Below are 12,596 nucleotides of genomic sequence, written 5' to 3' on the forward strand. Positions count from 1 at the left end.
AACGCAACAAAAAATGCGATGCTGGAACATAGTTTGTTTCTAAAAGCGTGCAAATCATGGATCGTCTCCAAGCAATGCGGGTGTTTGTGACCGTGGTGGACCTGGGCAGCCAATCGGCCGCTGCCGATCATCTGGACCTGTCGCGCCCGGTGGTCTCACGTTACTTGGCCGAGCTGGAAGATTGGGTCGGCGCGCGCCTGCTGCACCGCACCACGCGCAAACTCAGTCTGACCGCCGCCGGTGGTGAAACCCTGCCGCGCTGCCGACAGTTGCTGGAACTGTGCTGCGACATGCAAGCCGCAGTCAGCGAGCCTGATGACGCGCCCCGTGGCCTGTTGCGGTTGAGCGTCAGCACCTCGTTCGGCCAGGCGCAGTTGGCCGACGCGATTGCCGAGTACGTCCAGCGCTACCCCCTGGTGACGGTCGACTTGCAGATGCTTGACCGCACGGTGAACCTGGTGGACGAGCGCATCGACCTGGCCATCCGTACCAGCAATGACCTGGACCCAAATCTCATCGCACGGCGGTTGACCGTCTGTCGTTCAGTGGTCTGTGCGACGCCTGCGTATCTGCTGGAGCACCCGGCCCCGCAGAAAGTCGAAGACCTTGCCCGGCACAACTGCCTGACTCACTCTTACTTTGGCAAAAGCCTGTGGCATTTCGAAGAAAACGGCGAGCACGTCTCGGTGCCGATAACCGGCAATATCACCTCCAACGAGGCCAGTACCTTGTTGCGCGTGACCCTGGCCGGGGCAGGGGTTTCGATGCTTCCCAGTTACCAGGCGGGCGACTACATTCGCCGTGGCGAACTGGTACGCCTGTTGCCCGAGGCCGAGCCTCGGCAGATGAACATCTACGCGGTGTACGCCTCGCGCAAACACATGCCTTCGGCGCTGCGCAGCCTGTTGGATTTTTTGGTGCTCAGGTTTCCGGAAGAACCGACCTGGGACATTGGGCTCTGATCCGACATAAACATCTTGAATAGCGCCCAATAATGGCAACTCGCCCTGACTGACCTATGCTTTAAACAGCACCGAGTCGATTCATTCAGAGGTGTGCCATGACTCTAAAAATCAGAAAGTACCTGATGATTTTCATCCTGTCCGCCTTGGCGACCGCGCTGTACGGCACGGCGGCCTACCGGGTTGAACAGACCCGCATGCAGCCGACCTTTGCGATCAGCTGCCATCAGGACCTGTGCGTTCCGCGCACCGGCAGTTTCAGCGCGCTCAGGTAGGCTGCTCGGCCTTCAGTTGCTCGCGAAATGCCTTGGGCGAAAACCCGACCCGGCGGCGGAACAGCCGTGAGAAGTTGGTCGGGTCGGAGAACCCCAACACCTCCGACATCTCATTGATCGTCATGCTGGTGTAGGTCAGCAGGCGCTTGGCTTCCAGGAGCTGGCGGTCATGCATGATCTGCAGCGCCGGCTGCCCGCCCAATTCCCGACACGTACCGTTCAGGTGTGAGACCGAGATGCCCAGCTTGTGGGCCAGGTCCTCGATCTTCGGGTGTTCACGGTAGTGTTGTTCGACCAATTGGGTAAAGCGCCGGAAATATTCACGGCCACGCGGTGCTCGCGGGTGGCGGCGCTGGATAGCCTGGCGGCTGATCCATACCAGCAGCACGCTGACCAGCGCGTGCATCATCATGTCGCGCGCCGGTTGCTCATCGGCGTATTCGCTCTGCAGGCGGGTGAACAGGCTGTTGAGGTAGTCGTTGTCCTTGCCGGCCGGGTAATTGCCGAGTGCCTGCAAACCGTCAACCGTTGCACCCAGTTGCGCCTGCAAGTGGCTGACCAGCGGCGCCGCCAGGGTCACTACATAACCTTCCACATCCTCGGAAAAACGAAACCCATGCACACACAGGGGCGGCAACACCTGCAAGGTCGACTCGCTCAGCGTGGTGCGCTGGCCTTCGATTTCCAGTTGTGCCTGGCCTTTGTGTACGTACAACAACTGGCACAGATCCGCGTGCCGGTGGGGCTGGATTTCCCACTGGTATTCCCGACTCCGCCGGGAGATGGTTTCGCAGTGCAACAAATCGGGTGTCGGCCATTGCTGGCTTTCCCCGTAAAGCTTGAAGACCGGAATCGCGGTTTTGGTCATGGTTTCAATCCGATACTCAGGATAGTGGTGCGGTAATCGCCCCGATTGGCAAAAAGCGCAGGCTTTGGCGCAGTTTTCACCTTCTTATGCTGCCCGCTCAAGTGAAAAATGTCAGCCACAAGACCAATGACAACTCTTTCACTTGATCCGTTCGGGTGAAGCTTGCGAGCCATAAAAATAATGAAAACGCTAAAAACCCAAGTCGCCATTATTGGCGCCGGTCCCTCCGGATTGCTGCTCGGCCAGTTACTGCACAACGCGGGTATCCAGACCCTCATTCTAGAGCGCCAGAGCGCCGACTACGTGCAAGGCCGCATCCGTGCCGGGGTGCTGGAACAAGGCATGGTCGACCTGCTGCGCGAGGCGGGCGTCAGCCGACGCATGGACGCCGAAGGGCTGGTGCATGACGGTTTCGAACTGGCACTCAATGGCGAGCTCACCCATATCGACCTCAAGGCGCTGACCGGCGGCCAGTCGGTAATGATCTACGGCCAGACCGAAGTCACCCGCGACCTGATGGCCGCCCGCGAAGCGGCCGGTGCCATCACTCTATACGAAACGCAGAACGTGCAGCCCCATGACCTCAAAAGTGATCGACCCTGGCTGACCTTCGAGCATCAGGGTGAAGCTTTTCGCCTGGAGTGCGATTACATCGCTGGCTGTGATGGTTTTCACGGTGTGGCGCGCCAGTCGATTCCGGCGCAATCGTTGAACGTCTTCGAGCGCGTCTATCCCTTCGGTTGGCTGGGCGTCCTCGCCGACACACCGCCGGTGCATGACGAGCTGGTGTACGCCAAACATGCGCGTGGCTTTGCCCTGTGCAGCATGCGCTCGCCGACCCGCAGCCGGTATTACCTGCAAGTGCCGGTTGAAGAAGCGCTGGATGAATGGTCGGATGAGCGCTTCTGGGATGAGCTGAAAACCCGTTTGCCCAGTGCGCTGGCGGCCCAACTGGTTACCGGGCCATCAATCGAGAAAAGCATCGCGCCGCTGCGCAGCTTCGTGGTGGAGCCGATGCAATACGGGCGCCTGTTCCTGCTGGGGGACGCCGCGCATATCGTGCCGCCCACCGGGGCCAAGGGCTTGAACCTGGCGGCCAGCGACGTGAGTACGCTGTTTCGGATCTTGCTCAAGGTCTATCGCGAGGGGCGGGTGGAGCTGTTGGACAAGTACTCGGCGATCTGCCTGCGCCGGGTATGGAAGGCCGAACGGTTTTCCTGGTGGATGACCTCGATGTTGCACCAATTCCCGGAGGCAGACGGGTTCAGCCAGCGCATTGCCGAGAGTGAGCTCGCGTACTTCATCGGCTCCGAGGCGGGTCGCACAACCATCGCAGAAAATTACGTCGGGCTTCCTTACGAAGCTATCGAGTAGCCTGCTATCGTATCGAGCATTCCCGCTGGCTGCCTTTTCCAGCGGGCCCTGCTCGAAGGTTATGCCGTGACCAATCTCAATCAGCCTGCTCAACCCGTTCCCGCCGTACGCAGCGTCCTTGCCGCCTTGATGATGGCGATCTTTCTCGGCGCCCTGGACCAGACCATTGTGGCCGTGTCCATGCCGGCTATTTCCGCGCAGTTTCATGACGTCAACCTGCTGGCCTGGGTGATCTCCGGCTACATGGTGGCGATGACGGTGGCAGTGCCGATCTACGGCAAGCTGGGTGATTTGTACGGGCGTCGCCCGATGATGCTGATCGGCATGGGCGTGTTCACCCTGGCGTCACTGTTCTGCGGTATGGCGCAGAGCATGGAACAACTGGTGCTGGCGCGGATTCTCCAGGGCATTGGCGCCGGCGGCATGATCTCGGTAAGCCAGGCGATCATCGGCGACATTATTCCACCCCGTGAGCGCGGGCGTTATCAAGGCTACTTCAGCAGCATGTACGCGGTGGCCAGCGTGGCCGGGCCGGTGCTGGGCGGGTATATGACCGAGTACCTGTCCTGGCGCTGGGTGTTTTTGATCAACCTGCCGCTGGGTGCCGGTGCCTGGTACGTGGCCCATCGCACCCTGGTGGGGCTGCCGGTGCCGCAGCGCAAACCGGTTATCGATTACCTCGGCACCGTGCTGATGATCATTGGCCTGACGGCCTTGCTGTTGGGCATTACTGAAATCGGCCAGGGCCATCATTGGCGTGACGAGCAAGTGCTGGGGCTGCTGATGTGTGCCCTGGTGGCGCTCAGCGTGTTTGTCTGGCACGAACGCCGTGCGCGCGAGCCCTTGTTGCCGATGCACCTGTTCGCCAACCGCAGCGCGGTGCTGTGCTGGTGCACGATTTTCTTCACCAGCTTCCAGGCGATTTCCCTGACAGTGTTGATGCCTTTGCGTTATCAGACGGTGACCGGCTCCGGTGCCGACAGTGCCGCATTGCACCTGTTGCCGCTGGCCATGGGGTTGCCGATGGGCGCTTATTTCGCCGGGCGGATGACCTCGGTGACCGGGCGCTATAAACCGATGATCCTCACGGGGGCGCTGTTGAGTCCTTTCGCGATTCTCGGCATGGCCTACAGTGCGCCGCAGGCGGTTGGGCTGACGGCGGTGTTTATGCTGCTGTGTGGGATTGCTGCCGGTATGCAGTTTCCGACGTCGTTGGTCGGGACGCAGAATTCGGTGGAGCAGCGCGATATCGGCGTCGCTACCAGTACCACCAACCTGTTCCGCTCGTTGGGTGGGGCAGTGGGCGTGGCCTGCATGTCGGCGCTGTTGCTGGCGTTGTTGCAGGACTCGAGTTTTGCGCATTTGGCCAGCGGTGCGTTGGTGGCCGAAGGCAGTTCCGGGAATGTGCTGCTTGACGGCCTGAACGCCGCCCCAGGCCCAGCGCAAGATGCGCTACGCGGGGAGTTGGCAGTGACGTTCCGGCATTTGTTGATGGTGAGTGCGGCAGTGTCGCTGTTGGGGTTGGCGGCAGCGATTGCCATGCCGAACCGTGTGCTGCGCGGCCGCGAAGACAAAGCCAAGTAACTGATACAACCATGATCAAACGGTGGGCGCTGGCTTGCCGGCACCCACAGTCAATCGCCTTTCAATGCAGATCAGGGGCTGTAATACCCGACCGCCACCATGAAATGCCCGGCCTTGCGCAGGTAAGCGTGCTTGTTCTCGACCTTGTCGGTCACCGGGTTTTTCCAGCGGTACTTGTACTCACCCTGGTCTTGCTCAGCCATTATCTTGAGGATCGGCTCACCCACCGGCTTGCCGTCGGGGTCCTTGATCTTGCCGAAGTCGGTATTGACCAGCCGCACGTTCGTGCCATGCGCTACGTAGCGCCCGGTATTCAGGTCGATCACAAACACATACAAGTCATCCTGCAGGAACCCACCCTGCAATGAGTTGATCGCCTTGAGCGTGCCGGCTTCATCCTTGACCAGCGCCGTTACCGCCTTGTCGCGCAACGCGCGTGCATGTTCCGGCGTGGCCCGTGGCAGGTAGTAACCCACCGCCAGGATGCGTTCGCCCACACGTTGATAGAACACGTGTTTGTGCTCAACCTTGCCATCGTTCCAGTTCTGCCAGCGGTAGTCGGCCTGTTGGATGCCCTGGCCCTCGGGGACGGTCAGTGCCTGTTTGAACGAGGCTTGCAAATCCGGCCCGAGTTGCTCGAACACATCACGGCCGATCAAGGCGGAGGACGGCCCGCCGCTGGCCAGCAACACGCCCTGGGTATCGACCACGAACACATAGCGGTCATGGTCGACAAACTCGCCCTGACGGCTGAACGCGGCGAACGCCTTGTCGCCATTGCTCTGGTAAAAGGCCAAGGCCCTTTCCAGCAAGGCTTTGGCGGCCTGGGCGTCCTCATTCTGAGTCGCCGCGTGCACCTGGCTGAAACACAACAGCAGCAGCCAGGTGATTCGCAAGAGTCCCTTCATTCCCCATCCCTCATTATTGTTGGTGTGACAACAGCGTAGTCGCTCCCGCTCAGGGCGCCGCCAGCCACTGGTTGACGATGCCGTCGTACACCCCGGTGGCCACGCTCAAATGCAGCCATTGGTCGACATAGCTTTTCCATGCCACATCATCGCGGGGCAGCAGGAAGGCTTTTTCGCTGTACTGCATTTGCCGCTCGGGGTTGACCGCGCACAGCCCGGGCTTGAGCTTCTGCTGGAAGCGCGCCTCGCTGGCGTCGGTGATCATCACGTCGGCCTTGCCTGCGAGCAGCTCGTCGAAGATCGTCACGTTATCGTGCAGGCGGATTTGCGCCTGGCCCAGATGTGCGCGCGCAAACACTTCATTGGTGCCGCCCGCCGGTTCAATCACGCGCACCTGCGGCTGGTTGATCTGCTCGACGGTCTGGTAACGCTGCACATCGGCGCAGCGCACCAGCGGGATCTTGCCGTCGACGCCAAGGGCCTGGCTGAAGAAGGCTTTTTTCTGGCGCTCAAGGGACACCGAAATACCGCCCACGGCAATGTCGCAGCGCTGTGCCAGGAAGTCCGGCATCAGGGTTTTCCAGGTGCTGGGCACCCAGGTGATTTTCGCATTCAAGCTCTTGGCCAGGGATTCGGCCATGGCAATGTCGATGCCTTCATAACGGCCATCGGCGCGCAGTGACGAGTAGGGCTTGTAGTCGCCGGTGGTGCAGACCGTGAGCGTGCCGCGCTGCAGCACGTCATCGAGGCGCGAGGTGGGGGTGTCGGCCAGGGCGGTGGTTGCCACACTCGCCAGTGTGCACAGGGCTAGAAAAGCTTTCATGCGGTCGAATCCTTGGGGGCATGATCGGGGCGATCATTATTTCCAGCTGAGCGACAAGGTAGCAAGGGCTACGGAATGTTTAGCCAGGTTGCAACCAAACTCCATCAACCCTGAATTTAACCGCCTGTGCAGGCGTGTGACGCTGCCGGGCATCTGGCTCACTGTGATTTGCGCATGGACGATTCCCCCGACACTCACCCCGCGACATTGCCTGGCGCCTTTACGCCGAGCCGTCCGGCCGATGTCGAGGCGCTACCTTCCGAGCTGGCTTTCTGGGCCCTGTTCCACTGCCGACACGCACGCCCACCAGATACTTTTCTCCTACGTTGATCCGCCCCATGGATGACGCGCACCTGTGCGCATCTGCCCGGCAGCGCCTGTGCGCCTGCCTGACGCAAACGTATGAGAATTCCCATGAGTGTTTTTGCGAGCCTGCACGAAGCCCGATCTTTCCTTGAGCAGAACCCGGACATCGAGATGTTCGAGCTGTTTATCCTCGACAACAACGGCGTACCGCGCGGCAAGTTGCTGCACCGCGATGAGCTGCTGGCGGTGTACGAAAGTGGTCGGCCGTTACCCAGCACTATCCTTGGCCTGACGATTAATGGCGATGACGTGGAAAACTCCGGGCTGGTGTGGGAAGTCGGCGATATCGACTGCCGCGCCTACCCGGTCAGCGGCAGTTTGCAGCGCATGCCGTGGCGCCTGATCCCGACGGCGGCGGTGCAAGTCAGCATGCACCCCACCGAAGGCCTGCCCGCTACCGTGGCCGACCCGCGGCATGTGTTGGCCAGGGTGATCGACGGCCTGAAAGCCGACGGTTATTACCCGGTGATGGCGGCGGAGCTGGAGTTTTACCTGCTCGACCAGAAGCCCGACAGCAACGGCCGCCCGCAACCGGCGCGGGATGTAGACGGCAATCGCCCGCGCTCGACCCAGGTGTATGGCTTGCGCGAGCTGGAGCAGATCGAGCCGTTCCTTGCCGACCTTTATAGCGCCTGCAAACTGCAAGGTATCCCGGCGCGTACGGCGATTTCCGAATACGCCCCGGGCCAGGTGGAAATAACCCTGGAGCATCGTGCCGACGCGCTGCAAGCGATGGACGAAGCCGTGCGTTATAAACGCTTGGTCAAGGGGGTCGCCCATAAGCACGGGATGACGGCCTGTTTCATGGCCAAACCGTTCGATGACCTGGCCGGCACCGGCATGCACATGCACGTCAGCCTGGCCGATGCCCACGGCCATAACCTGTTCGCCAGTGAGGCCGCCGATGGCACACCGTTGCTGCGTCAGGCGGTGGGCGGCATGCTCAGTACCTTGCTCGATTCGCTACTGATGTTCTGCCCCAACGCCAACTCCTACCGCCGCTTCCAGGCCAACAGCTACGCGCCACTGGCCGCCACGTGGGGCGTGGACAACCGCACGGTCAGCCTGCGCGTACCCGGTGGCCCGGCGAATTCGCGGCATATCGAACACCGTATCTGCGGCGCCGACGCCAACCCTTACCTGGCGGCTGCCGCGATCCTCGCCGGTATCCATCGTGGCATCCGTGAACAACGCGATCCTGGCGCTCCCGTGCAAGGTAACGGCTACGCCCAGGCCAATGAACGGTTGCCCACCGACTGGCTCACCACGCTGCGTGCACTGGAAGGTTCAAGCTGGGCACGGGATGCGTTCGGCAGCGAGTTCCTGGGTGTGTACCTGGCGGTAAAACGCGCCGAATACCGCCAGTTCATGGGGGAAGTGGGCGAGCAGGATTGGCGTTGGTACCTGCACTCGGCGTGACGGGTTTAAGGCAACGGTGGTTTCGACCTTTTTTTCACGTTGTGCTGGTTAAGCTACGAATCAAGGTCATTCACTACCGTTTCACACACATGAGCCCGTGATGTCGTCACCCTCTCCATCTTCTATCGAGATTGAATTCGCCGAACGCTGCGACCGCGAGCACGCCAGGGTCTGCGGCGACACGCGCCCGCCCGCGCTGCTCAAGCGGCTGGCCGCGTGGCGCGATGACCGGTTGGTGCGCCAGGCGTTGAAAGTCGCGGGCGAACCGGGGCTGATCCTTGATCTGGCCTGTGGCTCGGGACGGTTCTGGCCCGTATTGGCCGAACACATCAACCGGGTAATCCTGGCCTCGGACAACTCCCAGGACATGCTCGACCACGCATGCACGCATCACCCGGCGGCGTTGCTCAAACGTGTCAAAACGTTCCAGGGCTCAGCGTTTTCCATCGGCCTGTCGGCGAATGCGGTGGACTGCATTTTCTGCCTTGAATTGTTTCGCCATGTACCCAGCAGTGACGTGCGATTGGCGTTGTTGCGCGAATTTCACCGAGTCAGCCGTGACACGGTGATTGTCTCGGTAAACGCTCGTACGCCGGTAGAGGATGAGTTCCGCCTGGCGGGTTTTAAAGTCCTCAATCATCAGGAATTCCTGCCGGGCTCCAAGCTGTGGCGCGTTTACGTTCTGCGTAAGAGAGGCTAACTCCCTCCTATCGGACTATTCTTCGCCTCTTGTAGGGGTTTTCATGATGGCGTGTGCACTGCGGATGCTCGCAAGTCCCTTTCGCGATATATACTGCGCGCCATTCTTCAAGGGAGAGCCGTGTGGCCATCGATATTCACTGGATCTGCGACAACGATAGCCTCGGCCAGCATTGCGCCGAATGGCAGCAGTTGCCATTCGTCGCCCTCGACACCGAATTCATGCGGGTCGACACCTTTTATCCCATTGCCGGGCTGATCCAGATCGGCGATGGCATCCGTGCTTACCTGATCGACCCCCTGACCATCGACAACTGGCAACCCTTGGCCGCCTTGCTGGAGAACCCAGCGGTGATCAAAGTGGTACACGCGTGCAGCGAAGACCTGGAAGTGTTGTTGCGCCTGACCGGCAGCCTGCCGGTGCCGTTGTTCGACACGCAGTTGGCGGCGGCGTACCTGAACCTCGGCTTCTCCATGGGCTACTCGCGCCTGGTGCAAGCCGTGCTGGATATCGAACTGCCCAAGGGTGAAACCCGCTCGGACTGGCTGCAGCGGCCATTGTCCGAGACGCAAGTGAGCTACGCCGCCGAAGACGCGGTGCACCTGGCCGAGGTCTACACCAGACTTCGCCCGCGACTGTCAGACGACAAATATGCGTGGGTCCTGGACGACGGCGCCGAACTGGTAGCGAACCTGCGCCGTGAAGTCGACCCGTACGAGGTGTATCGCGACGCCAAGCTGGCGTGGAAGCTGTCCCGTGCCCAGCTCGCCGTGCTGCGCGAACTGTGCGCCTGGCGCGAGCAGCAAGCCCGTGCCCGTGACCTGCCGCGCAACCGCATCATTCGTGAACACTCGTTGTGGCCCCTGGCCAAAACCCAGCCGGATAACCTCGCCGCACTGGGCAAAATCGAAGACATGCACCCGCGCACCGTGCGTCAGGATGGCCAGTTCCTGCTGGACCTGATCAAGCGTGCCGGCAGTGTGTCCATGGACCAATGGCCGCCCGCTGTGGCTGAACCGCTGCCGGTGGACGCCGCCACGCTGATCAAGCAACTGCGCGCCCTGGGCCAGGCCGAAGCCGAACGCCTGGACATGGCGCCGGAACTGATGCTGCGCAAGAAAACCCTCGAAGCCCTGGTCAAAAGTGGCTACCCCGATGGGCCTTATAAATTGCCAGACTCGCTGCGTGGCTGGCGCCGCGAGTTGATGGGCCAGGCGCTGCTCGACAGCCTGGCCACTGCCGGAGAACAGCCTTGAAACGTATTTGCTCCATCTATCGCAGCTTGAAAAAAGACGGGATGTACCTCTACGTGCTGAAAAGTGATGCGCTGGAGCGTGTTCCGGAACCGTTGATGGAAGCCTTCGGCAAGGCCCATCTCGCGTTCGAAATGGTGCTGACGCCGGAGCGCAAGCTGTCCCGCGAGGACATCACCGTGGTCCTGGAAAACCTCGACAAGCAGGGCTATCACCTGCAAATGCCACCGGCCGAGGACGAGTACATCGAACACTTGCCCGAAGAGCTGCTGCGCCGCAACGACCCGATGTGATCAGTCAGTGCCCTGTCCAGGGCACCGTCTTCAACGCAAACGTATAAGTGGGTGGTGGCCGTATGGATGCGGGCGGCCGTCTGCAGTGTTTTTGAAAGGTTTGAACCATGCGTGTTCTGATTGCTGAACAGGATTACCCGCTCTACGCCCAATTGCTCAGTGAAGCGGCACCGGACGTCGAGGTGCTGACCAGCGGCGACTCGGCCGAACTGTCGCGCCTGGCCGCCGATTGCCCGGTATGGCTCGGCCAGCCGGATTTGCTTGCTACCCTGTTGCGCCAAGGTCATCAGCCGCAGTGGCTGCAATCGACCTGGGCCGGTGTCACGCCGCTGCTGGCCGAAGGTTTGCCGCGCGACTACCGCCTGACCCGTGCGGTCGGTATCTTTGGCCAGGTCATGGCCGAGTTTGTGCTCACTTATATGCTCGGCCACGAGCGGGAAGTGCTCGCGCGGTTGGTCAGCCAGGTCGAGCGCAAGTGGGACAACCGCCTGGGCCAGAGCCTGGCGGGACGCAAGGCGCTGATCGTCGGCACCGGCGATATTGGCCAGCGTGTTGCCGATTTTCTGCTGCCGTTTGGCGTCAAGCTCTACGGCATCGCCAGCACCGCGCGTGAGCAGGCGCCGTTTATCGAAGTCGCCGCGCTGGATCAATTGGGCCGATTGGTGGGGGAGGTGGACTACGTGATCAACCTGCTGCCCAATACGCCCAATACCCATGACTTGTACGACGCTGCGCTGTTCAAGCAATTCAAACCGACCGGGGTGTTTATCAATGTCGGGCGTGGCGTGGCCGTGGTCGATGCCGACCTGGTCGAAGCCCTGAAAGAAGGGCACCTGGCTGGCGCGGTGATCGACGTCTGCCGCCAGGAACCCCTGCCGCAACGCCATCCGTTCTGGACCGCCTGGGGCCTGCTGTTGACCGGCCACAGCTCGGCGCCGACCTCGCCGCTGATGATGGTGGAGTTGTTTGTGCAGAACCTGCGGGCGTATGAGGCCAAGGAAGCCTTGCGCGGCGAAGTGGATTTCGAGCGCGGTTATTAAAATCACCACAAATCAAAATGTGCGAGCGGGCTTGCTCGCGATGACGGTGTATCAGCTTGCCATGCAGTGACTGACCCATCGCTATCGCGGGCAAGCCCGCTCCCACAGGGATATCGGCAAGGCTTACAGGCTGAAGTCACCTTCCGACACCAGCTCGCTCAGCGGCCTACGCGGGCTTGGCGCTTCACGGCCTTGCAGGTATTCAGGCAAGCTCGATTTGTCGCCCAGCTTGCCGACGGCCACCGCCGCGTGCAGCGCATACCCTTCTGGAATCTTCAGCTCTTTGCGGGTCAACGCCTGATCGAAGCCGGCCATGCCATGGGTATGCCAGCCGCTAAGGCTGGCTTGCAGCGCCAGGTGGCCCCAGGCCGAGCCGGTGTCGAAGGTGTGCCACAGCGCCGGGGTTTCTTCGGTGGCGCCGGGGGCGGTGAAGTCGGTTTTCGAGGCGATGATCACCAGCGCCGACGCGTGTTGCGCCCAGCCACGGTTGAATTCATTGAGCAGGCCCAGGAAGCGTTCCCAGTTCGGCGTGTCACGGCGCGCGTAGAGAAAACGCCATGGCTGCGAGTTGTAGGCCGACGGCGCCCAACGCGCGGCTTCGAAGAAGCTCAGCAGGGTTTCCTGCGGGATGCTCTCGCCGGTAAAGGCGCGGGGCGACCAGCGCTCGGTAAACTGGGTGTGGATCGGGTAATCGGCAACGCGTGGGTTATTGCTCATGGACAGATCCTGAT

The 12,596-nt window shown here is 61.2% G+C and carries 13 protein-coding genes; 9 read left to right on the plus strand and 4 right to left on the minus strand.

What is annotated here, in order from left to right; all coding sequences use genetic code 11:
* Positions 1–56 precede the first annotated feature (56 nt).
* Both ACLBW8_RS14310 and ACLBW8_RS14315 read left to right on the plus strand, forming a co-directional pair.
* Positions 57–962, plus strand: coding sequence for a LysR family transcriptional regulator (locus ACLBW8_RS14310; protein ID WP_447805622.1), 906 nt, complete (start codon positions 57–59; stop codon positions 960–962).
* A gap of 98 nt (positions 963–1,060) precedes the next feature.
* Positions 1,061–1,237, plus strand: a complete 177-nt coding sequence (locus tag ACLBW8_RS14315; protein ID WP_167353682.1) for a hypothetical protein — start codon at positions 1,061–1,063, stop codon at positions 1,235–1,237.
* Here the strand turns inward: ACLBW8_RS14315 and ACLBW8_RS14320 are convergent.
* Complete coding sequence (locus ACLBW8_RS14320; RefSeq protein WP_447805623.1) at positions 1,230–2,105, minus strand: helix-turn-helix domain-containing protein; 876 nt, start codon at positions 2,103–2,105, stop codon at positions 1,230–1,232. The two genes, ACLBW8_RS14315 and ACLBW8_RS14320, sit on opposite strands and share 8 nt — an antisense overlap.
* A 180-nt stretch (positions 2,106–2,285) precedes the next feature.
* Between ACLBW8_RS14320 and pobA the strand changes: the two genes are divergently transcribed.
* Both pobA and ACLBW8_RS14330 read left to right on the plus strand, forming a co-directional pair.
* Complete coding sequence (pobA, locus tag ACLBW8_RS14325; RefSeq protein WP_447805624.1) at positions 2,286–3,479, plus strand: 4-hydroxybenzoate 3-monooxygenase; 1,194 nt, start codon at positions 2,286–2,288, stop codon at positions 3,477–3,479.
* 66 nt (positions 3,480–3,545) lie between these two features.
* Positions 3,546–5,063 carry an MDR family MFS transporter gene (locus ACLBW8_RS14330; protein WP_447805625.1) on the plus strand — a complete coding sequence of 506 codons (1,518 nt, stop codon included), beginning with the start codon at positions 3,546–3,548 and terminating at the stop codon, positions 5,061–5,063.
* A 71-nt stretch (positions 5,064–5,134) separates the two neighbouring features.
* Here the strand turns inward: ACLBW8_RS14330 and ACLBW8_RS14335 are convergent, their stop codons facing one another.
* A complete protein-coding gene (locus ACLBW8_RS14335; protein ID WP_447805626.1) occupies positions 5,135–5,971 on the minus strand; it encodes a cache domain-containing protein in 837 nt (278 codons plus the stop codon).
* Between the two features lie 49 nt (positions 5,972–6,020).
* Positions 6,021–6,794 (minus strand): transporter substrate-binding domain-containing protein, encoded by a 774-nt coding sequence (locus ACLBW8_RS14340; protein WP_447805627.1) that lies wholly within the window; start codon positions 6,792–6,794, stop codon positions 6,021–6,023.
* A 414-nt stretch (positions 6,795–7,208) separates the two neighbouring features.
* On the opposite strand from ACLBW8_RS14340, the gene ACLBW8_RS14345 reads away from it, so the two are divergent.
* The 5 genes from ACLBW8_RS14345 to ACLBW8_RS14365 all read left to right on the plus strand — a co-directional run bounded on the left by ACLBW8_RS14345 (position 7,209) and on the right by ACLBW8_RS14365 (position 11,865).
* Positions 7,209–8,579 carry a glutamine synthetase family protein gene (locus ACLBW8_RS14345; RefSeq protein ID WP_447805628.1) on the plus strand — a complete coding sequence of 457 codons (1,371 nt, stop codon included), beginning with the start codon at positions 7,209–7,211 and terminating at the stop codon, positions 8,577–8,579.
* Positions 8,580–8,679: 100 nt separating this feature from the next.
* Positions 8,680–9,279: a class I SAM-dependent methyltransferase gene (locus ACLBW8_RS14350; RefSeq protein ID WP_128586689.1), complete on the plus strand. Its 600-nt coding sequence runs from the start codon at positions 8,680–8,682 to the stop codon at positions 9,277–9,279.
* Positions 9,280–9,401: 122 nt separating this feature from the next.
* On the plus strand, positions 9,402–10,535 hold the full coding sequence (gene rnd / locus ACLBW8_RS14355; RefSeq protein WP_064451351.1) for a ribonuclease D: 1,134 nt from the start codon (positions 9,402–9,404) through the stop codon (positions 10,533–10,535).
* On the plus strand, positions 10,532–10,825 hold the full coding sequence (locus ACLBW8_RS14360; RefSeq protein ID WP_053255002.1) for a YcgL domain-containing protein: 294 nt from the start codon (positions 10,532–10,534) through the stop codon (positions 10,823–10,825). Before rnd ends, ACLBW8_RS14360 begins: the two co-directional genes overlap by 4 nt.
* 107 nt (positions 10,826–10,932) lie before the next feature.
* A complete protein-coding gene (locus ACLBW8_RS14365; protein ID WP_447805629.1) occupies positions 10,933–11,865 on the plus strand; it encodes a D-2-hydroxyacid dehydrogenase in 933 nt (310 codons plus the stop codon).
* Between the two features lie 123 nt (positions 11,866–11,988).
* Here ACLBW8_RS14365 and ACLBW8_RS14370 read toward each other — a convergent pair whose 3' ends face one another.
* The gene (locus ACLBW8_RS14370) at positions 11,989–12,582 is read right to left on the minus strand and encodes a nitroreductase family protein (RefSeq protein WP_064451353.1); all 594 of its coding nucleotides are present in this window, start codon (positions 12,580–12,582) and stop codon (positions 11,989–11,991) included.
* Positions 12,583–12,596: the final 14 nt, after the last annotated feature.

The sequence above is a fragment of the Pseudomonas sp. M5A4_2d genome, assembly GCF_053345295.1.

Excerpts from the sequence above, each read along its gene's own strand:
- pobA (WP_447805624.1), top strand. The coding sequence starts at position 2,286 with ATGAAAACGCTAAAAACCCAAGTCGCCATTATTGGCGCCGGTCCCTCC.
- ACLBW8_RS14345 (WP_447805628.1), top strand. The coding sequence starts at position 7,209 with ATGAGTGTTTTTGCGAGCCTGCACGAAGCCCGATCTTTCCTTGAGCAG.
- ACLBW8_RS14310 (WP_447805622.1), top strand. The coding sequence starts at position 57 with ATGGATCGTCTCCAAGCAATGCGGGTGTTTGTGACCGTGGTGGACCTG.
- ACLBW8_RS14320 (WP_447805623.1), bottom strand. The coding sequence starts at position 2,105 with ATGACCAAAACCGCGATTCCGGTCTTCAAGCTTTACGGGGAAAGCCAG.
- ACLBW8_RS14370 (WP_064451353.1), bottom strand. The coding sequence starts at position 12,582 with ATGAGCAATAACCCACGCGTTGCCGATTACCCGATCCACACCCAGTTT.
- ACLBW8_RS14335 (WP_447805626.1), bottom strand. The coding sequence starts at position 5,971 with ATGAAGGGACTCTTGCGAATCACCTGGCTGCTGCTGTTGTGTTTCAGC.
- ACLBW8_RS14365 (WP_447805629.1), top strand. The coding sequence starts at position 10,933 with ATGCGTGTTCTGATTGCTGAACAGGATTACCCGCTCTACGCCCAATTG.
- ACLBW8_RS14315 (WP_167353682.1), top strand. The coding sequence starts at position 1,061 with ATGACTCTAAAAATCAGAAAGTACCTGATGATTTTCATCCTGTCCGCC.
- ACLBW8_RS14350 (WP_128586689.1), top strand. The coding sequence starts at position 8,680 with ATGTCGTCACCCTCTCCATCTTCTATCGAGATTGAATTCGCCGAACGC.
- ACLBW8_RS14340 (WP_447805627.1), bottom strand. The coding sequence starts at position 6,794 with ATGAAAGCTTTTCTAGCCCTGTGCACACTGGCGAGTGTGGCAACCACC.